We start from the raw sequence: 24161 nt of genomic DNA on the forward strand, positions 1-24161 counted from the left end.
CGCTAATGTCCTTTTCTTTACTCTCAATTTATCTTACTTATCATTGAACCAGCTCAATGAGCCGATTTGATATGAAGTTCGATCAATCAATTCTTTCGCATCGACCCAACCGCCATCATTTTGTTCCTGCCACTTTTTACCCCAGCAGTTGATCACTTTAATAGAATCTTTGCAGACTCCTTTGGCATTACAAACCTGTCTATACCCAGAAACCACAACGGCATGCTGCATAGCACACGTATCAGCTTTCGAAGATTTTTTATCCAGGCAAATGTTCGTCAACCCCAGTGTGTGTCCCTTGCCCAAAACTTCCTTCACCTTTTTTATGGATTCAGTATAGTTGCTGCGCTTAGGTTCTTTTGACAGATAGTCGAGTTCAAGTTTCTGGCCTTCAAATACAACTCCATTCGCGAGTTTATTGCACTCAGATCGAACAAAAAGTTTATCAAAGAAACGACTATAAGTTTCCTGACTGAATGCTTTTAACATCGCTTCGTTTGAAAGTTTTAGGTTGAAATTAGCCTCGATCTCATCCTTGGCTCTGGTGTAAAATTCATTTTGGCACGTAGGACAATTCGGCTCAATTTTTTTTGAATTGTAGTACATCTCCTTAAGCATAACCCAGATATCGATTTGGGAATTAGTTGGTTCCTGTGCTCCACCGATCTTACTAAGGATTTGATCCAAGGATATACACTTTTCACTTGGTGCATAACCATACTTCATGTACTTAAGCAGGTCTACCACGCTACCACCAGGCAAACCATCGCTTCGATCATTCTTTTTTTCTTTCGTAGGTCCCGTAGGCTGCTTTTTTTCTGAATCATCGCCGCGTCCATACGGCGCCATACCTACTACCGAGAAAGTATCCTCTGGTGCAACCTTCTGACAGTCTGTTTTCATCGTCCTGCAGTTCTCGGCAGTTAACATGATCGATGCCACACAGGAATAGCAAACTCCCAAAGAATCCTGGGTCACATTCGGAGGGATGTTTGTCACTTCAATTTGCGATTGGGGTTTAATCTTGCCGAAATCAGCTAGCGAGTTAAACCCATATACTTGTGCGAAACTGGCACAAGGAAAGATCAAAAGAGAAATAAGTAAAATCCTCATTCTGTGAATCCCCGGGGTATGAAATGGAATCTGACGACCAACTGTCTCAGTTTAAGACAGAACTTTATGTATATCAGAAATAATTTACTTACCCCCTAAACCAACCTAGACCTTGGTCCGATGAGTCTTAACATGCATTTTCTTTTGGCCGTACTTCTCATCATTAACCCTGCATATGCTCACTCCGAAGTGAGCGGCCAGGCGACTGTGTTCTATACCCCTTTGGAATCCAGCACTATTTCTGCGGGCGACTATGAGGATATCCGCGTAGATGCAGATCGCGACCAGAAGATTGACCTTTGGGTTCTTAGGAAAGGCCCTACATCCATTACACTTAAATTTAAGGACGGCAGAATTTCTTCCATGCACATTCGCAAATTTGTTGGGGGCAAAGTTCAAGAAGCTCAGTACAGTTACAATGGAAGGTCTTTGACCTTGGCGTCCTCTGAGTTGCGCGCCCCCCTTATCATGAACGGTTCTGATGAAACCTTGAAATGTGCCAAGGAAAATGATGGGGTTTTGGCGGAACTTGCGAAATTCACGGGCGGAGTCAACGCAAAACAAAGTCTTATGGCTGTGGAAGAAGCTGTTGCTTGCGACAATGAGGATGTAACTCCAGTACTGACCACCACACTTAATGCCGTGGTCACCGATAACTCTATGTCAGAATGCCTGCGCTCTCCGAAAATGTTGTCCAAAGTAGCTCCCGAAGACAAAGGCCTATTTATCTATCTCTCGAATAAACTGAAATTGGACCTGTCAAAAATTTCACACCAAGTAGATAGCAAAGGTTTGCTGTCATGTGAAGTCTCTGCAGACGCAAAGGTTCCCAAAGGGAAATATCAAGAAGGCGGCGGAATCACAATAACGGTACCGAAAGGGATGGAGCCAACGGACAGTAATGGTGTCGCTGCAGTTATTTATCATGAGCTGCTTCACCGAACTGGCGTTATCGATGAAAAAACAGTAGATCAAGTTTTGGCAGTCTGTCCCGCAAAGGCCATGGAGAAAACCGGCAGCGCGCAGGCGGCCCAGGCGGTTATAGCTACGAACCCAAGCAAAAGCCTCGACAACACTGCAAGCAAAGCGAAAACAAAAGTAGCCACTGAATCCAAAAGAGCAACAGCACAAAAGCAAAAACGTCAGGTTGCAAGCTCTGCAAGTGAGACCGGCGGTGGCTCCGAAGGCTACAACATGGCGAAGGAAATTTCCTCTGCCGAAGTTCAGCAAAGCGTCCCTTCTTCAGAAAAACTTGCCGTGAACAAAATCAATATGACTGATGAAGGCAAAGCTCAAGCTGTCGCCGCGAGCGAGCGTCAAAGTGCGCCAGTGTTTGCGATGGCTGACCGAGCAATGGGTGTTATGAATACTCCGGCACTTGCGAATGACGACTCATCGAGCTCGGGATATTCATCGGCATCCACGTCGACATCGAGTTCGTCGTCTTCGTCACGTTCATCCTCTGATTCCGGTCGTTCCTCTTCTGGTGAAAGATATCAGGCTCGCCATGGCAGATATGAAAGCGAGACATCTGACTCGAAGTCTTCGGGAAGCAAATCGAATTCAATAAGTTTAGCCTACAAGCCTTCGAAGCAAGGGCGCGATGAACAGGTTGTTCGTGAAGTTGACCTTACTAAAGGTGCGATCCCTTCAACTGAAACTGGTAGCTCAACCTCGGCCCGCGGAACGAATAGTCGCACGGTGGCCTCCGCGGCCATTACTGATGAAGTTTCCGATGCTGCACGGATTGACGGAGCTGGAGCTGGTTCAGGATCAAGATCTGCTGCTGGCTCGGGCTCAGGAAGCGGAACTTATTATGCCAATGGAAATAGCTCAAACACGCGTAAAACAAACGCACAGACTCGTTCTACGGCATCACTGCCCCCGACTGCACTACCAGAAAAGTATGGCACTCGTGACCGCGTATTAGATCAGTTTAGTGGATCCAGTCATAGCCAAGTCAAAAGCCTTATAAAATCAGATTCTGACTTTAAGCGCGCACTGGAAACCTATGAAATTAAAGTTGTAGATAGTTACGGCGGTGTCTACGGATCTTCTACAGGTAAAACCATATACTCAGACACCGGTTCTGAATTCTTAATGATTAGAAGAAAATAACTCCCTGCTTACAATAACAAACACCTCATTCGCAAAATCCTGCTTTGAAACATTCCCAATCTGCTCCCGAAATTAAAATCGAATAGGGTTCATGCACTGTCTAAATTATATTATACAGGACCCCACCTTCTGGAAAGTCAGTGTCAAACAGTTTGCAGTTGGTGCCATTTTCCGCTGGGCACGATTTTGCATTACGAACTATTGTCTCTTATGACTCTGGGGAGGGTTGATGAGAAATATTCGTGGAAATCTGGCCAAGCTGTTTATCTTCTTGGGCTCAGCCGTAACAATTGTCTCATTTCAAAACTGTTCCAAAGCTGCCTTCAGTATTGATGCGCGAGCAAAGCAATCCGCACTGGATAACTCTAATGTCTTCGATAATGGCGTATCGGACTTCCCGGCACCGAATGATGGCGAAGGCGTACCTGATTCATCAAGCTATCCAGATAATGGAGTTCCAGACTCCTCAAGCAATCCGGATGATAGCAGCGTACCGGATTCTTCTTCCTCTGCTACGATCAGCGTAACACCAAATGCGGTGTGTGGACCTAAAGTGGGTTCTGAGAAAATGACGACACTTTCAGGTGCGTCTAAAATCGTAGCTGTACTATATAAGTCAACTATGGGATCCATCCTTGTCCAATCGAGTGTCGTTCAAGTCTGGGATAGCGAAGCTGATTCTAAACGCTTCAAAGAACAACTGGTTCTTTCCAAGAATATTGAATTTGGTCTTTCTGCCCCATTGAGCGAAGGTGTTTACTCGGTTGTATTCTGGAACGGCGCTAAGGTTCAGGCACCATATAAGTATTCTATGAATGCGGGTGCCAGCGCTATTGCCCCGATGCTGGATACAGTTGCCGCCATGCTTGATAACAATTCCGTTTTCCGCGTAGGTAAAGATGGCAAGATTCAAGGCAAAGGCCAGATTGCTAACGTCCTTGTAGGCTTCGAAGGCGACGCGGCTTGTGCTGGCGCTGATGTGATTGACCCATTGCTACTGCAATTGAATACAAAGTCTCCGAAACCAATTGCTCTGACGGCGCCTGAACACGGTGTGATGTTTGACCTGCTGGGTGCATTGAACAATCACAAACCAGTTAGAACTGCATGGTTTGCGTCTGCTGACACTGAGAACTACTTCCTGGTTCTTCCAAATGGCCAAGGCAGAGTTCTGGGTATCAACGAATTGTTCGGTGATGCGACTTTGGGTCCTGATCAAAAGTTCGCGAAACAGGGTTTCCACGCCTTGGCTAAATGGGACGAAGACAAGGACCGTATTATCACTGGTGCAGATTCTGTGTTCGGTGCCCTGAAACTTTGGAAAGACGATAATCTGGATGGTATAGCGCAGGCTGCTGAGCTGCACTCTCTGGATGCCAAAGGTGTGATCGCAATCGACTTGAAATACGACCGCCGTTACAAAGAAGTCGATCAGCACGGCAACATGGTTCGCTACAAATCAGTAGTGGTCATGAAAGATAACAGCTACGGATTGGTTTACGACTTGTACTTAAGATTTATTAAATAAAAATTGAAAGAGAGAAGATCAACGTTTAACCGAATTACCCCAAAAAACAAAAAGCCCGGTGATGAACCGGGCTTTTTGCTATTCTCCCCCACGGAAAATATCGAAAGATATACCGATGAGTCCATAATCTGTACGGCTCCCATCAAAAAGCCATGGGTAATACTTCGCAAATAAAGTTAGGCCAAATGAATGGTCCCCTTTTTCCTTGTAAGGGCGTCCTTTAAGAAAACACCAGTCCAAAGAATATGAAGCATAAATACCTGGCGATATCCTGAAAATTTCATCCTTATCATCAAAAGCTTGAGCTCTAAGGTATCCCAAAGACGGTCCAATGTTAATAAAGCCACTCAAGTTAGTACTATAAAGACTGCGCCAAACTGGCCCCAAAGTAAACGTCCACAACCATGCTGATTTAAATGTGCTCGCATTAAAATACTCAGAAGGATAGACGTCCCCCAAATTTTGAGCGTCAAAGTTCATAAAACTACCGCTATTAACATGAGAAAAATTAGCCGTATATAATCCGAACCCATCAGGTTTATAGTTATTAAATGTAGTTGCAGCCACGGGCGTAATACCCGCAGATATTAAATAACCGAAAGAATATACGGATTGGGGGGCCTCTAAGTACGAGTTGGGCTCTGCTATAACCTTCTTATTCCGCTCAAATCTGAATTCCAGCTTGCACTCATTACCCTCGCTGGAGGCGATAGGTACCGAAACGCGTAAGTCATCTTGGTCCTTAAAATCCCCTTTACTGGGAAAAGCAATAAACCCCCAGGAGTAACTATTGCCGGGAACATCAATAAAAGAATTCTCGGAGGACTCGATCAGAATTCTTTCTTTGCCACTGGAAAATTTGGCAGAAATCCGATTTCGTTCAATTCTTATACTCTTTGAACTATTATTAACAACACCCAAAAAGAGTAGGTTTGTTCGGCTTCCGCCAACTACTTTAGCCTCACTCAACAATCCGCATTGGTTAATAAGGCGAGAACTTGTTTTCGAATCTGAATCACTCCAATCTGAAAGGTCTGCCGGCAAAAAACGCGACCAATAAAAACTTGGGGCTTGTGCGCCAGAACCAACCTCAGCAACTACAAACTCGGTATCCCGCTTAGCTCGAGCGAAGGACTGGCACGCCACCACTAAAGACAAAAGAATAACTACTGAAGCCCTCATAGGAAATCCTCAATTCTATAAAGACGTTCAATCACGACATTTTCTTTCGAATCATTTGGAACCTCAATAGAAACAAAAGTGTCTTTCAAACCAAGTTGGTTTTTGCTATTGGGAACCAAGTCCATATTACAAGTTACACCAACCACCTTTCCGTACTGTAGGACCACTGATCCTTCCGCATCTGGAGTTCGACACTTCAATCCCACCTTCTCTTGATTGATCGTTGCGACGACTTTATCCAAATAAAGTGTTCTTTGCGTGGGTTCGCCATTAGATATAATAATTTGAATTTTCTTTTTGTCGATATTCCCACGAGACTTCAAAAACTTCCAAAGCTCTGGAGAATCAGAAACTATGAAAGGTCCCTTTTTAATTATTTTATATTCACCAATTTCCGAAATGCGCATTCTTTGCGATGAACATCCGATAAAGAAAGCCAAAACCTGAAGGGAAAGTATCAGTCTTATAAGTTTACTCATGCCGAAAGTGTACGAAACACAATTTACAAGGTCAAAGCCATAAACATCATAGTATTTATGATGCAGGAAGAAAAAACCGGTTCCTCACCGGTTTTATTTAATTGAATACAGATTGGCAGGAAATAATTGGCGCGGGCACGGGCGCTGGAGGCAATGGTGGCTTAAATAACGTAGTCACTCCCGCCTTCATTAGCTCCCAAGGAGACAATAAATCCTTGCCGACTAAGGTTCTTAAAATCTTCACCGGCCTTTTTACAGCCTCTGTAGAAACAAGTGTCCGCAATGTCTCTGTACTGCCGCTGTCCTGCAATTGCTTCTTTAGAATAGTAATACCACGATTGATATTAATAAAATCATACGGCAGGCGCAGACCATGGTTCATCGCCCACTTAGTCCATTCCTCTGTTGAAACATCATCAGCAGTTCTGAAACCGCCTTTTACCTTGGCATCAACCAAAGACTTAAACTGCGTTTCACTTACTGAATTGCCGGATTTATGGCTGATATCCCACAAGGCCCGATGGATCAGTTCTGCATTCTGCAAAGACAAAGCAGACTCCAAAAGCAAAATACTTTGCTGCATTTTCGGGGAAATCTGTCCGCCCATACCGAAATCCAAAAGACTCACTCTGACTTTTTCTTCGCCGAAACGAACCAGGAAGTTCCCTTGATGCAAATCGGAATGGTAAAAGCCCGAACCGAACAAGGCTTCTGTGCCCCACAACCGAACCAGCTCTTCCACGATTCCCGCTCTTAACTTAGGAGCCACCTGTTGCCAGTCCTTCGCCTCTTTATCGAGTTTTTTACCAAATACCATTTCCTGAACCATGAATTTGGAATTGCCACCAACGGGAGCGAAAATCTCAGGTACATGAAACTCAACCACGTTTTTATATCCATCAGTCTTCATAAAGACTTCCTGATTATATCGGGTCGCTGCAAGTTTTTGACGGGCGACCGTATCTTCCTGGCTTAGCTCAGCTGTGACGGTCGCCGTAATGTCTGCAACCAGGGGCGCCATCTTGGGCATGCCGGATTTTAGATATTCAGGATTACTATCCAAAATAGTGGCAACTTCTGCCAGAATGCGAGCGTCTTCCTGAACTCGTTGATCGATTGCTGGCTTAATAAAGCGAACCACAACATCCTGACGATGACCATTGACCAGAATTTTCGCGCGATGAACCTGAGCCATTGTACCGACGCCCAGGGGTTTTCGCTCAAAGTAGGTAAATTCGTAGTTTTGCTTCTCATTCATCAAAAGCTGCTCTACCTGATGGTATGGTACTGAACGAACTGCATCTTCCAGTCGCTTGAAGATTTGCAGCATCTCGGGATCAAGTCCTCCTTGTCGAGCCACCACTTGCAATAGCTTTTGCAACTGCGGACCAGAGTTCTGAACCATCACTTCAAATTTCTGCATGTCGCTCGTCTGAAGGTCTCCCCCCAGAAATGAAGAGACAATCAGCTTTTTAGATCCCAAAGACAGACGCGAAAAATACTCTGACAGAATTGTTTCCATCACAATCTTGGCGACTTTATCGTCTGACTTGGCCAATCCCGATGTCGCGACTTTTTCACCGATACGGTCGAACTCTTTTAAATGGCTCTGAAAAAACTGATCATTGTGCTGAAGGAACATCTGTCGGACTTGCTTTTTCCCAGCCTCAGTTTGCATCAAGATCGCCGCCTGCGCCAAATCCGCGGGATTTAAAGTCGGAGACCTACCACCAGAACTTGAGTTCATAGATTTCAATTGTTCTTGCTGCCACTCAATATAGGAATCGATTTGATTTTGAACTCTTGAGCTTGAGGCTTTAAATAACCGACGCGCCTTCGGCGCTTCTTTTACGATAATATCCAAATCCAGCGCCACACTGTGGGTGTTGGGCCAAGAGCCTTTGAATGCACTCAGGAACTCTTTGAAACTTTTAACTTCGACGGTCGCTACTGGAAGTTCGGCGACTTTTTTAAAGTACTCAACTCCCCGATCCAGATATTTTTCCTGCAGTGCGGAGTCTTCACCGGAAGCCATAAGTGCAAAGGTCGTCGCCAGTCGTTGTTCATACGACAAATAAAGTCCGACATCTTGGGGAACAGCAAAAGCCACTGCAACCCACAGATTGAACAATATAATAAAGGACAATTTCAGAATCCGACTCATCAAAACAACCTGCACATTCAAATTGAAAACCGAGAATCAACCATGTTCGACATATGCAGTATTCACACCCGCTCCATCTAAAATCAGCGTGCACTTCGGGTGTTCACACACTGATCAATAGCCCTCAAGCGTCACCTTAAAATCGCATAAAATAGCTTTGGGGGCCTTTGGTAACTCTCTTGCACTTGTTGCCTTGTCAGCTTTTTTTAGATTAAGGAGTGCCCAATATGAAGTCTCTTCTTCGTTATATTACATTTGGTGTAGCGGCTTTGCAGGTTAACGCCGCGGTGGCAGGCAATTTTGCGCCATTGGCCAATGTTAAGACAGCAGCCCAGCCGAAAGCCGCGATTGACTGGAATAAAAGCACCATGGATTACCTTCACAAAGGCAACCAACCTAAGGATGTCGTTTCCGATATTATTGATAACAAGGGCCGCTACTATACTAAAGCTGACATCGAGCGCCTGGCCCGCGAAAAAGCAACCGATGATCAAAAGCGCATGATGCTTAAAGGGCAAGTGATCAGCATCGACACTCGGGATCAGGATGCCTGCCTGGCAATTCAGAAAGAGCTGCAAAACAATAAGACCTTGAAGCCGATGAATGATGTGAAGGGTCTGTGTGTCGTGGACAATCAAAAGCCTATCGCCACAGTGACAGTCCTTAGCGAATCCAGCGAAGTCGAATGGTCGCGTGAACTGAATATTAAGAAATACACTTCCACTGAAAAGAATATCGTGACTGCAACTCGTAACGTAGCACTTGCGGCCTTGGGTATCGCCGGAATCCTGTACATGATGCCAGAGAGCTTCACGAACTGGGACAAGAGCGAGATGAAAAATCTTGGAAAAAGCTGGAAGGAAAACATCAAAGCCGGTCCACACATGGATAAAGATGACTGGATGATCAACTACATCGGACATCCATACTCTGGCGCAGCTTACTACCAAGTCGCACGTAACGAAGGCTTAAGTGCGATGCAATCTTTCGGTTACTCGGTATTGATGTCGACATTCTTCTGGGAGTTTGGCGTGGAAGCATTCGCCGAGCAACCGTCCATTCAGGACTTGTTTGCAACACCAATCGTAGGATCTATTTTGGGTGAGTTGTTTTACCGTGCTGAACAAAAAATCAAAGCCAACAAGGGCAAACTTTTGGGCTCTGAAAAACTGGGTGCCTTCGCAATGATCGTTATGAATCCAATGGGTGTTGCGGCCGAGCACATCAATAAGTTAATGGGCTCTGAAGTCATTCAGGAAGCTAGAGCCCAACTGACAGTGCGCAAAGCTCCGGCGACGACCGCAGGAATTGAACGCGGAAATGTCTGGGGCGTAGAAATGCAATTCCGCTTCTAGAAACCTATATGCCACACTGCTCCCTCCCCTGGACCGCTTGACGGTTCAGGGAGCAAGGACTAGCCTCGAGCCATTACTTTACTTTAACTAATGCGCCGCCAATAGGTACGGAGTACCTTTTGGCGGCGAATTCGGAGGAAATTATGGCTGAATATATTAATCCAGATTACGTACCAGAACCGGAAAAAATGAACGTAAAAAAAGGTCTTGATGGCGTGGTAATGGATACATCTTCTGTATCTAAAGTTAACCCACACACAAACTCTTTGATCTACCGCGGTTACCCAGTTCAAGACTTGGCTGAAAACTGCTCTTTCGAAGAAGTAGCGTACCTTATGTACAATGGCGAGTTGCCAAACAAAACTCAACTAGCTGACTTCACTAAAAAAGAACGCGCAAACCGCGACATCACTGCAACTTTGTTGAACGTGATCAAATCACTTCCACAAAAATGTCATCCAATGGATTCAATCCGTACTGCAGTATCATTCTTGGGTGCTGAAGACGCTCGTATCTGGGATTCATCTCCAGCGACGAACCTGGACAAAGCGATGATGTTGTTGGCGAAAATCCCAACAGCTGTTGCTGCTGACTACCGTTTCAAAAAAGGTTTGGATTTCATTCCTCCAAAAGCTGATTTGACGATGGCTGAAAACTTCTTCCACATGTGCTTTGGTAAAGTACCTCAAAAAGAAGTTGTTAAAGCATTCGACGTTTCTTTGATCCTTTACGCTGAACACAGCTTCAATGCTTCTACATTCACAGCACGTGTTGTGACTTCAACTCAATCTGATATCTACTCTGCAACTGTTGCGGGTATCGGTGCCTTAAAAGGCCCTTTGCATGGCGGAGCGAATGAGATGGTTATGCATATGATGAAAGAAATCGCTGATCCAGCCAAGGCTGAACAGTGGATGATCGATGCATTGGCACAAAAGAAAAAAGTAATGGGCTTCGGTCACCGCGTTTACCGCTCTGGTGACTCTCGCGTTCCAACTATGAAAAAGTACGCACAAGTTATGGCTGACGTAACTGGCGAACAAAAATGGATGCAAATGTACACGGCTTTGGAAAAAGTTATGGTTGATAAGAAAAAGATCTACCCTAACCTGGATTTCCCAGCGGGCCCTGCATACTACATGATGGGCTTCGAGATCGACTTCTTTACTCCGATCTTCGTTATGGCTCGTACAACTGGTTGGTCTGCTCACATCATGGAGCAAACTGCTGACAACCGCATCATCCGTCCTCTTTCTGAGTACGTGGGTGCTGAACAACGCAAAGTTGTTCCTTTGTCTGAAAGAAATTAATTTTTCCCATAAAAAAAGCCCGCTCGAAAGAGTGGGCTTTTTTTTTACTACGCATCTTGGCCTGACTTATTGGGCATAAAACAGAATCTCGCCCTCGCGAATTATCTTACCCAGTTCCCCAGTGTCATTCGTGCGACACCCCTCAACTTCCGAGACCTGACCATTCTTTTCCATGCGAATCTTAAAGGGACTGCGACAATCACTGTCAGCTGATTTACTATCCTTATACTTTTCGGCAAAATCATAAATACGATTGGCGAAAGAGATATAGTGCTCTTTTGAAATCTTGCGCTTTTCAATGACCTTTTCATTCACCGCACTTTTCGCGTCAAATTCACGGCCCCCTTGGGAGTTCAGTTCAAACAAGTACACATTCTGACGAAGAGCATAGTTGATACTGATGGAGTTCGTGGGTACCGCCGTCGCATCAGGTGAAATAAAATTGTCATCTTTTTTCGCTGGCGTCGCGCACGCTGACAGCACTAACAGTGACAGCAAGCTTAACTTTCCCAGGAACAAATGTGGTTTTCTCATTGCGTCCCTTCTATCTTGGCATTTCAAAACGGCAGTACGGCTGGGCTGGAGCTGTATTCGCACATTGCAGCTCTTTCCTTAGCAGGCCATTTTTGGAAAATATGCCCTTCACACGAATCACATCCGTTGGATAGTAATCCAAGTTTACTTTCTCATATCCCAAAGAGTCATCACACAAATCCCGAACAGCATTTATTGAGGCATTCACCTTGTCCTGCAGACTGTAATTGGGACGATTCTTAATGGAGCGAGCCAGAATCTCGGCCCCCATCCAGTCCGCAAATACTTCGGCCGTTTTGTCCTTACTTCCGCATTGAGCTTCTTCACGGGTGATCCACTGACTGCCAACAAAGCACACTACCAATTCGTCATAAACCCGCTGATTGATTTGCGCTGCCTTCACACTGCAGGGATCAATGGCATGAGCCAACTCATGCGCCATCGTAAAGACAATACTGAACTCAGAGGTGGTATTCAGCACATACGCCCCACCCACACGAATCCGCATTAAGCCCTCGTTGTTGCTCTCGTAATAGATTTCGCTTTTGGTATAAAGATCTGTGGCATCGGAATAGGTCTCGCGGTTCACCGGCAAATCCAGCTGCACCTGGCGAATTCGTTGTTCCAGAACATTTTTGTCGTGCTCAGAAAAAACCTGTTCCGGTTGCTGGTGGATGTACTCCAGCATCTGCCCGCGAACAGTTTCAAAAATTCGACTCAGATTATTCTTGCGATCCTCGGTATAAATCTGCTGAACCAGCTCGTTTTCAATTTGCTCGGTTGTCCAGCCAGGATTCGATCTGACGATCTTTCTTAGGATTCGGAGCGCCCGGATTTCTCCCCGATAATCCAAAGAAGTTTCTCCTGTGGGATCACTGACCGGTGGAGATTTGCAAATGGCATCATAGCTTTTCGCACAGAATAGATCACTGGCTGTTGCGGCAGGAGTTCGCTCAGTGGTGGGCTTATTTTGAACAGGGCTTTTGACTTGAGAAACGACGGAGGCGGCCGAGGACCGGGGTGCCAATTGGACCAGGGCACCCACAAAAATGGCGCCCGCAATCAGCACGGTTATGATTAAATACGTCCTAATCCCCATATCCTAATGATATCAAAGGGGGCCAGAGCTTCCTATGTCAAAGGTCAAATTCCCTACAGACCTCGATTAAAATAGGGTGGTATACAAATAAATTCTTATATCACAAATTGAGATTTCTAATGGCTCAGTTACGAGCCAACTGAATGGATTTGGAATCGAACTGCATGCGTTCCTTATTGTAGGCCAAAAGCACATTCTTGAAATCCGCTGCCACACCGGCCTTCACGATACTGCTTTCCACAGCCTTACGGGACACCGGAAGCGAAAGAATATAATCACTGCGACGAACCAGATTTTGAAATTCAAACTCGGTCACGCGATCAAATTTTTTATATTGGGAATGCTTCTTAAATATCACCGCCATGATGCTCAAATGCTGCTTTAAATCCTTGGTAAAATCCTGCTGCAATTTAGCTTCATTGATTCCGCGCTTCCATTTTTGCCAAACACCAAAACCCTCTGCATTCATCAAGGGCTCTATCTGTGCATCCAGATTTTCAGCCGACGCTGTGGCGGCATAAATATCGTTGATAACATAACGTTGCCAGCTTTTGCTCACGGTGGAGACCTTTTTTGTCTGTCCCATTTTGATAAGAGACTTCTTCCCTGCAGCCTCTGCTGCAGATAAGCCCATGGAAAGCACAAGAACCACCATTACAACAACTTTGAACTTGGACAACATCATCTGTAGACCCTTTCGCTCGATCTTACAGAGACTCTAATACAAGAGCCGTGCCCTGTTTCAGTATGAGACAGCTATTCACTGAACGTATTCCAGGCCGCAAAATCACGATGTGACAAGGGCACCGGGTGCTGCAACAAGGTTCCAATCCAGTTTGCGGCATCCTCGGCAGCAAGCTCATAGCTATAATCCGCAATTCTGACGGATGGGATATCCAGGCGAGCCGCAAAATCGATTTCGTTGTCACGATCCTCATCGATGACCACAAAGCCTTTGCATAGATCAGAGTGCTCCAAAGCCTGAGCCAGATATTCGGCCCCGGCACTCACTCCCAAAGCCACGACTCTTTCCGGGTTCACGACGTTGTTGTCTTTTAAAAAACTTAATGCGGCAAGGATATCCGCGACCCTCTTACTGGGTGACTCCCAAGAATGGGGGGAGCGATTGTCATCTCGATAAAACGCATGATCTAAAACCAGGCACACGTAACCCTCATCACAAAGCTTACGCCCCACCTGCTCTGCAAACTTTGGCCCGGCACCTGTCATGGCGCCTTCGATAAGTATCGCGGCGAGAGGTTCTTCATCCTGATTTCGTTCGGGAATAAAAAGGCCGGCTTCCAACAGACGGTCCTGGGCTTTAAAGGTGACGGTGACTTTCATAAAGACCTCCCCTTAAATTCCATTCTAAAACTGGTCGCAGTTAAAGGGTAAGTCCTATGTGGTTATACAGTCAGCTACTTGGACTGCTGGCGGTTTTGTTGCAATCTTTGCATCACAAACTCGCGTAAGGTGTTAAGGCTGTTCGTCATGCGATCCGTTTCATCGTAAAACAAACCATGACGTCCCTCTTCTCCCCGCATTTTTTCAAGCTCTACAAAGGACAGTCGCAAATCCGGAAACTCGTTATTGGAAACGTCCTTGCCACGCAAAGCATCTGACAGATTTTGTAAAGTGACTTCGATATCCCGAACGAAGCGCTTGAATATCTGCTGCTGCAAAGTATCCAGCGCAAAAGGCGACGCTGACTCTATGGCCACCATAGCGTGCGCAAACCGATTGCCCGCCACCGTGATACCTGCCAGGAATTCCCGATCCTTATCGGTGGATCCCCTCTCGTACAGGTAGCGATCCATGGATGCCATGTACTCTGATCGAGCCACACGGGATTGCTGCCGCAACTGATCCCGCTCCTGCACCGAAACTCCCGTTTCAGAAATACTCAGTCCTGCAGTGGCCCGAAAGGATCGGCGATAAGTATCAAGCATTCTGGCCACGACCTCTGACAGTTGAGTTTTCTCCCACGTCGGCCAAAGCAAGTAAGCCAGAATTGCTAACACGCCACCGATGATTGTATTCAGGCCGCGATCCCAGATTACATCCTGAGGAGGAACTCCAGTCATCGCAATCAACAGAACAACGACCGCACTGACGGAGATCGCAAAAATCCCATAGTTCGCCCGCCCCACCCAGCGCATCAGAAAAGCAAAGACCACCATTAATCCGATAGACCAATACTGATTCATCGGAAAAATACTAAACAGCACTGTCGCCAGCAGCAGCCCCACGATGGTGCCGCCCATTCTTAAGAATCCCCGCTGAAAGGTCGACGCGTAATCGGACTTTAGAACAATGGCGACGGTCATTGGAATCCAATATCCACGTTGCGCGGAAAACAGATGCCCCACGATTTCCGCAATCGCCACACAGATCGACAGGCGCAGAGCATGGCGAAATCCTGGAGACTGAAATGTGAAGTTCGCCCGCAGAGTGGCCCAGATCCCGCGGAATCGAAAACGCCATGGACGGGCATTTTCAGTGCGCTCGGATTCTATCATCCCGGCCTCTGTGGTTCGTGCAGCCAGTTCGATCACGGCGCGGGATTGCCCCAATATTTTTTCCATTTGGCGAAGAGCATCGCTAAGAACCACTTTCATGAACATGGACTGATTACTGAAGTCGCTGTCGCGAACCTTGGCAACATCCACCTCCAAGGCTTTTAAATATTCCCGGGCCTCTTGAACCTTTTCCTCACGTGCGATAATTATGGAAGCTTTCTGCAGAAGCATTTTCTCCATGGTCAGGAAGTCCGCGATGATATCCACGGAGGGATTCCCTTTATTTTCGCGTTCAATACGATTCTTCAGTCTGCCCAAAGACAGAATGCCCAAGCGCAGGCGCTCTCCTTGAGTCAATAGCGAACGAAAGCGACGCCCTTCGGGACGGATGTCCTGAGAAATGGCTCCAAGATTGATTTGCGTGTCGATACTTTGCGCGCTTCCTCCCGGGACTTCCTCGGGCTTAAACTGCAAATCACACAAAGAACTTAAATCGTTAAAAAAACTCGCCAGCGCGCGACGCTCGGGACGGTAACGTCGCAAGGGCCATAACACCAAAGCCAGCAACATTTGAATGCCCGCCCCTAACAGCGCGAACAAACTTAAATGAAATGCCTGCGAGGGATCCACGTGATGAGCACTGAACACTACAAAGGTACTCATGGCGACCACTCCTAAGTCCCCCAGCACCGTATCGAAAATAATGACATAACCTGCGGCAAACGCGATCAAGGTTATCAAGAGCAATGACACGTAAAAATTCGAAGATGAAACAGACGCCAGAAAAACCAAAACCACAGTGACCAACGCAGCACGAACCATGCGCTTGGCCCGGAAAGCGTAGGCATCGGAATTATCGGAAAAACAGGCATTCAAAACACCCATCACGACAATCAGACCAATCGTGGTGGAATCCAGCCAAACACCAATCATCAACGCGATGGCCACCGCCAAAGCCCCACGTGACGCAACCCATAAGTCTAAACGGGAACGATCGAATGCGAAAAGAGGTGCCCAAAACGAGCGGGGTTTAGATTCTGCCATGGTTTCAATGCTACTCCTCTGCGCAGAGTAAACAAGCACTGAAAACTGGCTGAAAAACTATGGAATGTGAATCTTATTTCTGACAAAGTTCGATAGAATGACCATCAGGATCAAGGATGATGGCTTTCATACCGTCTGGCATCTCTGTAGGATCCAAAATTAACAAAGCCCCTGGCACGCTCACCAAGTTGGATATCACGGCTTCCATTCCTGTAATTTGAAATCCAAGTTGAAGACTGGGAGTCTGTGACTTCTGCGCGGCAGGCAGGGAGTACAGTGAGAATTCGACCCCATCGTGCATTGCACGGTGCACCTCACTGCCCTTATCCACTTTTGTCTGTTGAAATTTCAGGCCCAAATGGCTGTAAAATTTCAGCATGTTCTGTAGCTGAGCAGTGTTAATTGTGATAGAAGTCAGGGTCAAACTCATTGTTCTATTATCAGAAGCGAGGACCTATGAAACAAGAGAAAATTTACCTTAAGGACTATAAAGCCCCTGCTTTTTCTGTGGAGTCCGTTCACCTCGACTTCATTCTGAATGAGGACTTTTGTCGAGTTATCGCAAAATCCAAAATCAAATCCCTAACAGCGGGCGCTCCATTGCATTTAAATGGCGAGGAACTAAAACTGGTGAGCGTTAAAATCAACGACAAGATTTTAACAACTTCAGAATACCAACTGACAGCCGAAGAAATGATCATCCCGTCTGTTCCAGCCGAATTCATTCTGGAAATTGAAACTCAATTGGAACCACAGAACAACACGTCCCTGGAAGGACTTTATAAATCCAACGGTATCTTCTGTACTCAGTGCGAAGCCCAAGGGTTCCGTAAAATCACCTGGTTCCTGGATCGTCCCGATGTGATGACGTCCTACACAGTGACCATTGAAGCTGATAAAGCAAAATATCCCGTTCTACTTTCAAATGGCGATCGCATTAAAATTGAAGACCTGGGCAACGGCCGCCACAAAGCTTACTGGAGTGATCCCCACAAAAAGCCATGCTATTTATTTGCATTGGTAGCCGGAGATCTGGGTGTGATCCGCGATACATTCACAACGGCATCAGGTCGCAAAGTGAATTTGGAAGTCTACGCTGCTCACGGTAAACAAGACCGCTGCTGGCATGCGATGGAGTCCCTGCAAAAATCCATGAAATGGGACGAGCAGGTTTTCGGTCGCGAATACGATTTGAATGAATACATGATCGTGGCGATTGATGATTTCAATGCCGGTGCGATGGAAAATAAAGGTTTGAATATCTTTAACTCCCGCTTGGTATTGGCGGACTCAAATTCTGCGACTGATTCTGATTTCCATGCCATTGAATCAGTTGTGGCTCACGAATACTTCCATAACTGGACAGGAAATCGTGTCACTTTGCGTGACTGGTTTCAGTTGTCATTGAAGGAAGGTTTGACGGTTTTCCGTGATCAGGAATTTTCCGCTGACATGACAGACCGTGGGGTACAACGTATCGAAGACGTGGACTCTTTGCGCACAGGTCAGTTTGCAGAAGATGCCGGTCCTAACTCACACCCGGTACGCCCGGAATCCTGCATGGCGGTTGATAACTTCTTTACGATGACGATCTATGAAAAAGGATCTGAGTTGATCCGCATGATGCAAACAATTGTCGGTCGCAAGGGCTTCCGCAAAGGTATGGATGAGTATTTCAAACGTCATGATGGTCAGGCTGTGACGACAGAAGATTTTGCTTCGGCGATCTCTGAACCCAACGGCAAAGACTTCACGCAATTCAAACGCTGGTACCACCAATCCGGTACACCGGTGGTTTCTGTGCAGGAACGCTATGATGACAAAACAGGTGAGTTCCACCTAAGCCTTGAACAGTCCTGCCCGCCAACACCGGGTCAGACTATGAAAGAGCCCTTCCATATTCCATTGATGATGGGCCTTTTGGATAAGTCCGGTCAGGAACTGGCTTTGGACTGCGAAAAAGTTGAAAAAAACAGTGATGGCCAGCATGTGATTGAACTTAAGTCACAAAAAGAAAGTTACGTTTTCAAGGGTATCAAATCCCGTCCCGTACTTTCCATCCTGCGTGAGTTCTCGGCCCCGGTGAATTTGAATTGGGAAGCTTCCGAAGAAGATCTTTACTTCCTAATGGAAAAAGACACGGACTCTTTCAACCGTCGCGAGATGGCACAAAAACTGGCTCTGCGTTTGATGTCAGGTTTGATCAAGCAAGCCCGCAATGGTCAGGAATTGAAAGTCGATGAGCGATTCCTAAAGGCCATGAACGCCGTCATGAACGATGATTCAATGGATGCAGCCTTTAAAGCCAAGATGTTGCAATTGCCAAGCCTTGCGGTTCTAGCCCAAATGGAACCGGTTCTGGATCCGAAAGCGTTCGATCTGGCTCGTCAGACTATCCGCCGCGAAATTGCCAAAGGCAACAAGGCTGCATTGCTTGCGACTTACAAAAAGTTCCACAATGTGGAGCCAAAAAGCCGCAACACCAAAGTGTTCGGTCAGCGCCTGCTAAAAAATCAAGCGTTGCACTATTTGGCTGATCTGCACGATCCGGAAATTTACGAAATGGTGAATAAGCAGTACTGGGAAGCACAAAACATGACCGACCGTATGACGGCGCTGATGATTTTGGCAGATTCAGAAAGCACTCACCGCGAGAAAGTTCTGGCGGATTTCCACGAAAACTGGAAAAACGATTCTGTCGTGATCAATAAGTGGTTTACGGTTCAAGCCATCGCTCACCGTCCAAATATTTTGGGCGAGATCAAAGCTTTGACTAAGAATCCGACGTTTAACATCAACAACCCGAATAACGTGTATTCGCTATTGCGCGCATTTACGACGAACCTTGTAAGCTTCAACAATGAAAAGGCTTACGAATTCATCGCGGATATGATTATTGAAATCGATCCGAAGAATCCGCAAGTGGCAGCACGCTTGTGCTCGGCATTCAACTTCGTTGGTAAGCTGGAACCAGAACTAAAAGCTCAGGCCATGAAGCAGATCAAGCGCATGGTAGATGTCCCGGGAATGTCAAAAAACTCCCGCGAACTGCTACAGTCCGCTCTGTAAGAATTTTGAAAGCCCACCAATGTGGGCCGAAGATCAAAAAACCACGGTCTAAGCACCGTGGTTTTTTTATTTAAAGATATGCTGACATGAGATCAGAGAATTTTGGCGAGCAAGAACGGCTTTGTATTCGGAGGCCTTTTGAATATTTTGTTGATGCGTAAGACGATCAGGATGATTCGCAGAAAGCGCTGACTTCACCGCCAACGCTTCCACTTCCTGACGGATGTAGGAGTCGACCTGTGCGACTTCTTTGGTGTAGGCCAGATAGGCTTCCAGGCTTTTGGAGTCCGTGGAATTGTCGGCGAAGGCCCCTAAAGGCAGTATCATCACCAGAAGTGTACAAATGATCTTTCTCATAAACTGAAACCCTCGTTTTTGACGAATTCTTGTTTTCAGCTTTGGAATAGCAAAAGAAAGACCCCTCACAAAGGACACTAGGACGCATACATTGCTTTACAATGCGAGGCCCACCTCGGCCCCTGTCAAAGTATCAAAAAATGTCAGGCCGATTCACTTTTGAGAACTACTTCAAGCGGCAGTGGTGAAGGAATTCTTCGCGGGTTTCCGGAAGTGTTTTGAAGTGCCCACGAACGTCTGAGGTCGCTGTGGTGCTGTGAGTGTCTTCGATACCTCTCATCATCACACAGTAGTGTTTGGCGTTGATATGGACCGCGACGTGGTCGGTATCCAATACGTACTGCAAACAATCTGCGATCTGCTTGGTCAGGCGCTCTTGCACTTGCGGACGGCGGGCAAAGTATTGAACGATACGGTTGATCTTGGAAAGACCAATAACTTTTTTGTACGGGATATAAGCCACTGTTGCGAAGCCATCGATCGGCAACAAGTGGTGTTCGCAGAATGACAAGCATTCGATATTTTGCACCACGATCATCTGATCGTAGTTCATCTTGTTATCGATCACTGTCATCTTAGGGAACTTATGAGGATCCAAGCCACCGAACACTTCGTTCACATACATTTTAGCCACACGCTTTGGAGTGTCAGCCAAACTGTCGTCTTCCAGGTCCAAACCGAGAACTTCCAGAATTTCAGTGAATTTTTCAGTGATCTTTTCGATCTTTTGCTCATTAGTCAGACCGTTATTGATCATCGGCGTTGGGCGCACATTATCCAGAATATCCTTGGTGCTTAGAATCTGTTCAATTTCAGAATCAACGACTCTTTTAGGAGTGCTTTTTCCAGCGCCCTTTTTAGTGATTTTCTTAGCTTTTGCTTTAGCCACGATGACCTGCCTGTAGATTGGAATCCAAAGATGATTTCTTATGCCCTAAAACAGCCGTTCAAGGAAGCGAAAGCTTAAACACTTTGCAAATTTTGACTGCTTAGCCACTGGCGAATGAGTTCTTTTTCATGGTCAGACGTATCCACAAAGTGAATTCGAATTTCACTATGGGAAACCGCAATAACTTTGCCCTGGCAAAGGATGTCATCAATATCCGGGATCTCGACAGAAACCATCTGCCCTACTTTAAACTTCTGGCGGGCCTGGGGAGCCAGCACCCGGGTGCCGGTATAGGATAAATCCAGGATACGGCAGTCTTCCTTGCCCATAAGGACTACAGGAATGTCGACGTAATAGCGATGCGCCGTTTGTTCAATCCAATGCTGGCGACGATCCAGATCCGGAGATCTGGAAAAATACAACCACGCAATGCCACCGACAATCACGGTACTGACGATTTTAAAAACAGAAACTTCAGCACTTAAAGGAGGATCCTGAAAGAACACCAGGTGCGACAAATTGATCGCAATAAAAAGCGCGCAAAAAACCAACCCGATAAGCCACAACAGTTTATGGCGTATTAAAAAACTAATTCCTGCGGCAAAGGCCACAAGCCAGCCTACTGTTTCCAGGGTTCCGGTAGTGCCCGTGTGCATTGTTGTGAAATCCATCACTGGAATCACCATCAATGTGAAAGCCGCCGGTATAATAACCCATGGACCGTGTGTGATACCTATCGTTTTTCTCATGGATTTCTTATCGGCAGCACGAATGTGGGAATACAGTTTTTTGTTGCTTCCCTGCTCGTTCTTAATAGACTGTTTAACTGTGAGACAACTTAGTTTTTTCCTCTATTTTATCGGTGCTTTTTTAGTTTCAAAACAAGCCGTGGCTTATCCCGATTTCATCAGTTATGGATATTCTTCTTGCATCACCTGCCATTACAGTGGCGTGGGAGGAGGCGCACTGAATGACTACGGCAGAGCCCTCTTTGCGCAGGAAATCACGTCCCGCGCCGTGTTTCCCGATAGCATGGATGAAGAGGCCATCGCCAACACCTCGGGTTTTTTGGTTTCAAAACAGCTGCCTTGGTATTTCCGTCCTGGTATTAAATACCGCGGACTTTATTTTCAGCGCAACCCTAATGGCAGCAACGAAGTGAACCGTTGGGTGAACATGCAAAACGATTTAAATCTGAATTTCTTCTTTGATAAGAAACAGAACTTCACGCTGATCACCACGGCCAGCTATGCCGAAATGGACATTCCGGAAACGACGATCGATCAGTGGACCATGTACGCCAAGGAATTCTATCTGCGATTCAAGCAAAGCAATTACCTGTGGTGGTACGCGGGGCAAATGGATAAGGCTTACGGTATCAGAAACGTCGACCACACGGCTGTTAACCGCTTCCCGGCCACGAATGTGGGCCTGGATCAGTTCGGTCAATCCCTGGGGGTGATGGCTCACTTCACTTATCCGACTTGGGATATCGCCGTAAATCCATTTTTCGGCAGTGTTTACACTGAGCCTGAAAAACGCCAGCAAGGCGTTGCGGTAACCGGTGAATATCAAATCTATGAAAAATTCAAAGTGGGCGGCTCGGTGCTGGCGTCGGAATCGGATGAGACACGCTGGCGCTTGGCTGGCTTAACCGCGCGAATGGGACTTTCCAAAGGGACATCCCTTTTGGCCGAGGCGGGCTTAAAAGAGCAAACTCGCAAAGGCATGGGACTGGATCCGGTGCTGGGCTCTTATGCGTGGGTGCAGTCGATGGTTTACCTGGCTCGGGGTTACAATCTTTTGACGACTCTGGAGCACTCCAAAGATGATATTAAAAATTCGTCTGCGGAAAATCTGAAGTACAGTTTTGGCTTGTTGGCATTTCCCCTGCCACGTACCGAGTTTCGCCTGGGACTAAGCAATGGCAAAACCAATCTGGAAAATACCGGCGTTGATGACTCGTGGCTTTTACAAACTCAAGTGCATGTGTCTTACTAGGAGCACTTATGAAAAACTTAAGTAAAATTCTTTTCCTAAGTATTCTTCTGAGCGTCGCTTTGGGACAAGCCCAGGAAGAAGATCCCTTTGCTCAGGACACTACAACTCCCGCGGAGTTTTCGGAAACGACACCCGCAGATGCAAACAATTCCATGCGTCCCCGCGCAAAACGCTTACCGACAGATCCCGGTGAATTTTGGATCATCGGACTGACAAGCCTGCAGTGGAATGAAAAACTGTCGGTCACGCAAAGTGGCAGCAGCGAATCATCCAACATGAGTTTAAATGGTGCCGGACTAACTGTTGAACGGGAATTTGAAAAGGCCCAATGGGGTTGGAGCATCGGCGCCCTGATAGGCGCGGGTCGCGCCAACAGCGGGCCCTTTGCGAACGGCGTGAAAGTGGATCGCCAAACATTTAAAACTTACGGAATCAATCCCCGTGCGTTTTGGAAATTAAGTGATCAGGTGAATTTAGGTGGGACGATTTACATTTATCATCGCAGTTTGGATCTGCCATCCACAAGTGACGTCAGTTCTTCAGCTGCAAAATCAACGAATGCCGCGATCATGGCTGATTTGTCTTTAAGAATTTTTACGGATTGGGATTTCTATCAAGCAATAGGCCCCCTCGATGAAGGAGCCTATCTTTGGAAAATCGGTTTGAACTACCGATTCTAAATACTATTTTCCAGATTTCGCTTTTGCTGGTGCTGCTTTAGCGGGAGCTGCCGATGCTGCTGCAACTGTTGCCGCGCCAACTGGAACTTCCACGTGAAGTTTTACAACATCTTCAGTCCCAACACCCATGTAGTTGATGTCTTTGATACCGAAATCTGAAGCATTCACTTCAAACTCTGCCTTTAAAAGACCGCCTTCAACTTTGTAAGTACCAGAGATGTCTTTTTCAACACCTTTAATTTTGATTTTACCAGTGCCCTTGCCGCCTTTGCCTTTTGCGGAAATCAAAGTCGCCACTGGATACTTATCTGTTTCCAGATATTTTTGCGTGTGCTTGTCACGAAGCTCGACACCGGTTTTCAAACTTTTCATTCCTACCAGAATGTTTTGCGCTGAAACTTCGTCGCCGTTAACTTGTGCAGTTCCTTTTACCTGATTGGTCTTTGCTTTGAAATCCCCCATCGGATTTAATGTCACATCAATCACAACGGATTGAGCGAAAGCACCTGAAACACCAAACATTACCACTGCTGCTGCAATAATCGATTTCATTTATCCCCCATTAGTTTTACTGACTGGTATTAAAATCATACACAGCTTACTCAAAAGTTGCACCCTATGGAGTCGAAAATAGTATTCCTGGTAATTCCAGACAAGAGACCAGTTCCCCAACCGCATTTTTCATTCGGGGAATCTCATTCTGAGATGGAACACAGTGCT

Annotated in this window: 21 protein-coding genes; 7 read left to right on the forward strand and 14 right to left on the reverse strand. The window is 46.3% G+C overall.

Going from position 1 to position 24161, the window contains the following annotated elements:
• Window positions 1-33: 33 nt before the first annotated feature.
• Window positions 34-1113: a hypothetical protein gene (locus ACLVWU_RS12275; RefSeq protein ID WP_413575027.1), complete on the reverse strand. Its 1080-nt coding sequence runs from the start codon at window positions 1111-1113 to the stop codon at window positions 34-36.
• Between the two features lie 132 nt (window positions 1114-1245).
• Here ACLVWU_RS12275 and ACLVWU_RS12280 point away from each other — a divergent pair, with 132 nt between their 5' ends.
• Together ACLVWU_RS12280 and ACLVWU_RS12285 are read left to right on the forward strand one after the other, a co-directional pair.
• Window positions 1246-3231: a hypothetical protein gene (locus ACLVWU_RS12280; protein ID WP_413575029.1), complete on the forward strand. Its 1986-nt coding sequence runs from the start codon at window positions 1246-1248 to the stop codon at window positions 3229-3231.
• Between the two features lie 229 nt (window positions 3232-3460).
• Complete coding sequence (locus ACLVWU_RS12285; RefSeq protein WP_413575030.1) at window positions 3461-4759, forward strand: hypothetical protein; 1299 nt, start codon at window positions 3461-3463, stop codon at window positions 4757-4759.
• Window positions 4760-4837: 78 nt separating this feature from the next.
• Here ACLVWU_RS12285 and ACLVWU_RS12290 read toward each other — a convergent pair whose 3' ends face one another.
• The 3 genes from ACLVWU_RS12290 to ACLVWU_RS12300 form a co-directional block, all read right to left on the reverse strand.
• Window positions 4838-5941 (reverse strand): hypothetical protein, encoded by a 1104-nt coding sequence (locus ACLVWU_RS12290; protein WP_413575031.1) that lies wholly within the window; start codon window positions 5939-5941, stop codon window positions 4838-4840.
• Entirely contained in the window at window positions 5938-6420 is a 483-nt protein-coding gene (locus ACLVWU_RS12295) for a hypothetical protein (protein WP_413575032.1), read from the reverse strand. The genes ACLVWU_RS12290 and ACLVWU_RS12295 overlap by 4 nt, the downstream gene beginning before the upstream one ends.
• A gap of 97 nt (window positions 6421-6517) precedes the next feature.
• Window positions 6518-8584, reverse strand: a complete 2067-nt coding sequence (locus tag ACLVWU_RS12300; RefSeq protein ID WP_413575033.1) for an AarF/UbiB family protein — start codon at window positions 8582-8584, stop codon at window positions 6518-6520.
• Between the two features lie 227 nt (window positions 8585-8811).
• Between ACLVWU_RS12300 and ACLVWU_RS12305 the strand changes: the two genes are divergently transcribed.
• Window positions 8812-9939 (forward strand): DUF3943 domain-containing protein, encoded by a 1128-nt coding sequence (locus tag ACLVWU_RS12305; RefSeq protein ID WP_413575035.1) that lies wholly within the window; start codon window positions 8812-8814, stop codon window positions 9937-9939.
• Window positions 9940-10082: 143 nt separating this feature from the next.
• A complete protein-coding gene (locus ACLVWU_RS12310) occupies window positions 10083-11249 on the forward strand; it encodes a bifunctional 2-methylcitrate synthase/citrate synthase (protein WP_413575036.1) in 1167 nt (388 codons plus the stop codon).
• 66 nt (window positions 11250-11315) lie between these two features.
• On the opposite strand, the gene ACLVWU_RS12315 is transcribed toward ACLVWU_RS12310, so the two are convergent.
• The 6 genes from ACLVWU_RS12315 to ACLVWU_RS12340 all read right to left on the reverse strand — a co-directional run bounded on the left by ACLVWU_RS12315 (window position 11316) and on the right by ACLVWU_RS12340 (window position 16875).
• Window positions 11316-11783, reverse strand: a complete 468-nt coding sequence (locus ACLVWU_RS12315) for a hypothetical protein (RefSeq protein ID WP_413575037.1) — start codon at window positions 11781-11783, stop codon at window positions 11316-11318.
• A 10-nt stretch (window positions 11784-11793) separates the two neighbouring features.
• Entirely contained in the window at window positions 11794-12828 is a 1035-nt protein-coding gene (locus tag ACLVWU_RS12320) for a hypothetical protein (RefSeq protein ID WP_413575038.1), read from the reverse strand.
• A 178-nt stretch (window positions 12829-13006) separates the two neighbouring features.
• The gene (locus ACLVWU_RS12325) at window positions 13007-13567 is read right to left on the reverse strand and encodes a hypothetical protein (protein ID WP_413575039.1); all 561 of its coding nucleotides are present in this window, start codon (window positions 13565-13567) and stop codon (window positions 13007-13009) included.
• A 71-nt stretch (window positions 13568-13638) separates the two neighbouring features.
• Window positions 13639-14226, reverse strand: coding sequence for an alpha/beta hydrolase (locus tag ACLVWU_RS12330; protein WP_413575040.1), 588 nt, complete (start codon window positions 14224-14226; stop codon window positions 13639-13641).
• 74 nt (window positions 14227-14300) lie between these two features.
• Window positions 14301-16445, reverse strand: a complete 2145-nt coding sequence (locus tag ACLVWU_RS12335; RefSeq protein WP_413575041.1) for an FUSC family protein — start codon at window positions 16443-16445, stop codon at window positions 14301-14303.
• A 73-nt stretch (window positions 16446-16518) separates the two neighbouring features.
• Window positions 16519-16875, reverse strand: coding sequence for a VOC family protein (locus ACLVWU_RS12340; RefSeq protein WP_413575042.1), 357 nt, complete (start codon window positions 16873-16875; stop codon window positions 16519-16521).
• Between the two features lie 26 nt (window positions 16876-16901).
• Here ACLVWU_RS12340 and pepN point away from each other — a divergent pair, with 26 nt between their 5' ends.
• Window positions 16902-19514, forward strand: a complete 2613-nt coding sequence (pepN, locus tag ACLVWU_RS12345) for an aminopeptidase N (RefSeq protein ID WP_413575043.1) — start codon at window positions 16902-16904, stop codon at window positions 19512-19514.
• Window positions 19515-19580: 66 nt separating this feature from the next.
• On the opposite strand, the gene ACLVWU_RS12350 is transcribed toward pepN, so the two are convergent.
• The 3 genes from ACLVWU_RS12350 to ACLVWU_RS12360 form a co-directional block, all read right to left on the reverse strand.
• The gene (locus ACLVWU_RS12350; protein WP_413575044.1) at window positions 19581-19871 is read right to left on the reverse strand and encodes a hypothetical protein; all 291 of its coding nucleotides are present in this window, start codon (window positions 19869-19871) and stop codon (window positions 19581-19583) included.
• A 166-nt stretch (window positions 19872-20037) separates the two neighbouring features.
• On the reverse strand, window positions 20038-20682 hold the full coding sequence (gene folE / locus ACLVWU_RS12355; RefSeq protein WP_413578792.1) for a GTP cyclohydrolase I FolE: 645 nt from the start codon (window positions 20680-20682) through the stop codon (window positions 20038-20040).
• A gap of 152 nt (window positions 20683-20834) precedes the next feature.
• Window positions 20835-21509 (reverse strand): PilZ domain-containing protein, encoded by a 675-nt coding sequence (locus tag ACLVWU_RS12360; RefSeq protein WP_413575045.1) that lies wholly within the window; start codon window positions 21507-21509, stop codon window positions 20835-20837.
• Between the two features lie 79 nt (window positions 21510-21588).
• Between ACLVWU_RS12360 and ACLVWU_RS12365 the strand changes: the two genes are divergently transcribed.
• Window positions 21589-22761 carry a hypothetical protein gene (locus tag ACLVWU_RS12365; RefSeq protein WP_413575046.1) on the forward strand — a complete coding sequence of 391 codons (1173 nt, stop codon included), beginning with the start codon at window positions 21589-21591 and terminating at the stop codon, window positions 22759-22761.
• Between the two features lie 8 nt (window positions 22762-22769).
• A complete protein-coding gene (locus ACLVWU_RS12370) occupies window positions 22770-23441 on the forward strand; it encodes a hypothetical protein (RefSeq protein ID WP_413575047.1) in 672 nt (223 codons plus the stop codon).
• Between the two features lie 3 nt (window positions 23442-23444).
• On the opposite strand, the gene ACLVWU_RS12375 is transcribed toward ACLVWU_RS12370, so the two are convergent.
• Entirely contained in the window at window positions 23445-23993 is a 549-nt protein-coding gene (locus tag ACLVWU_RS12375) for a YceI family protein (RefSeq protein WP_413575048.1), read from the reverse strand.
• Between the last annotated feature and the right edge of the window lie 168 nt (window positions 23994-24161).

The organism is Bdellovibrio sp. HCB290 (assembly GCF_047305925.1).
Classification (GTDB): Bacteria; Bdellovibrionota; Bdellovibrionia; order Bdellovibrionales; family Bdellovibrionaceae; genus Bdellovibrio.

What these genes read in the sequence shown, in the direction of transcription:
- ACLVWU_RS12275 (WP_413575027.1), bottom strand. Translation starts at nt 1,113, where the DNA reads ATGAGGATTTTACTTATTTCTCTTTTGATCTTTCCTTGTGCCAGTTTC.
- ACLVWU_RS12280 (WP_413575029.1), top strand. Translation starts at nt 1,246, where the DNA reads ATGCATTTTCTTTTGGCCGTACTTCTCATCATTAACCCTGCATATGCT.
- ACLVWU_RS12285 (WP_413575030.1), top strand. Translation starts at nt 3,461, where the DNA reads ATGAGAAATATTCGTGGAAATCTGGCCAAGCTGTTTATCTTCTTGGGC.
- ACLVWU_RS12290 (WP_413575031.1), bottom strand. Translation starts at nt 5,941, where the DNA reads ATGAGGGCTTCAGTAGTTATTCTTTTGTCTTTAGTGGTGGCGTGCCAG.
- ACLVWU_RS12295 (WP_413575032.1), bottom strand. Translation starts at nt 6,420, where the DNA reads ATGAGTAAACTTATAAGACTGATACTTTCCCTTCAGGTTTTGGCTTTC.
- ACLVWU_RS12300 (WP_413575033.1), bottom strand. Translation starts at nt 8,584, where the DNA reads ATGAGTCGGATTCTGAAATTGTCCTTTATTATATTGTTCAATCTGTGG.
- ACLVWU_RS12305 (WP_413575035.1), top strand. Translation starts at nt 8,812, where the DNA reads ATGAAGTCTCTTCTTCGTTATATTACATTTGGTGTAGCGGCTTTGCAG.
- ACLVWU_RS12310 (WP_413575036.1), top strand. Translation starts at nt 10,083, where the DNA reads ATGGCTGAATATATTAATCCAGATTACGTACCAGAACCGGAAAAAATG.
- ACLVWU_RS12315 (WP_413575037.1), bottom strand. Translation starts at nt 11,783, where the DNA reads ATGAGAAAACCACATTTGTTCCTGGGAAAGTTAAGCTTGCTGTCACTG.
- ACLVWU_RS12325 (WP_413575039.1), bottom strand. Translation starts at nt 13,567, where the DNA reads ATGATGTTGTCCAAGTTCAAAGTTGTTGTAATGGTGGTTCTTGTGCTT.
- ACLVWU_RS12330 (WP_413575040.1), bottom strand. Translation starts at nt 14,226, where the DNA reads ATGAAAGTCACCGTCACCTTTAAAGCCCAGGACCGTCTGTTGGAAGCC.
- ACLVWU_RS12335 (WP_413575041.1), bottom strand. Translation starts at nt 16,445, where the DNA reads ATGGCAGAATCTAAACCCCGCTCGTTTTGGGCACCTCTTTTCGCATTC.
- ACLVWU_RS12340 (WP_413575042.1), bottom strand. Translation starts at nt 16,875, where the DNA reads ATGAGTTTGACCCTGACTTCTATCACAATTAACACTGCTCAGCTACAG.
- pepN (WP_413575043.1), top strand. Translation starts at nt 16,902, where the DNA reads ATGAAACAAGAGAAAATTTACCTTAAGGACTATAAAGCCCCTGCTTTT.
- ACLVWU_RS12350 (WP_413575044.1), bottom strand. Translation starts at nt 19,871, where the DNA reads ATGAGAAAGATCATTTGTACACTTCTGGTGATGATACTGCCTTTAGGG.
- ACLVWU_RS12360 (WP_413575045.1), bottom strand. Translation starts at nt 21,509, where the DNA reads ATGAGAAAAACGATAGGTATCACACACGGTCCATGGGTTATTATACCG.
- ACLVWU_RS12370 (WP_413575047.1), top strand. Translation starts at nt 22,770, where the DNA reads ATGAAAAACTTAAGTAAAATTCTTTTCCTAAGTATTCTTCTGAGCGTC.
- ACLVWU_RS12375 (WP_413575048.1), bottom strand. Translation starts at nt 23,993, where the DNA reads ATGAAATCGATTATTGCAGCAGCAGTGGTAATGTTTGGTGTTTCAGGT.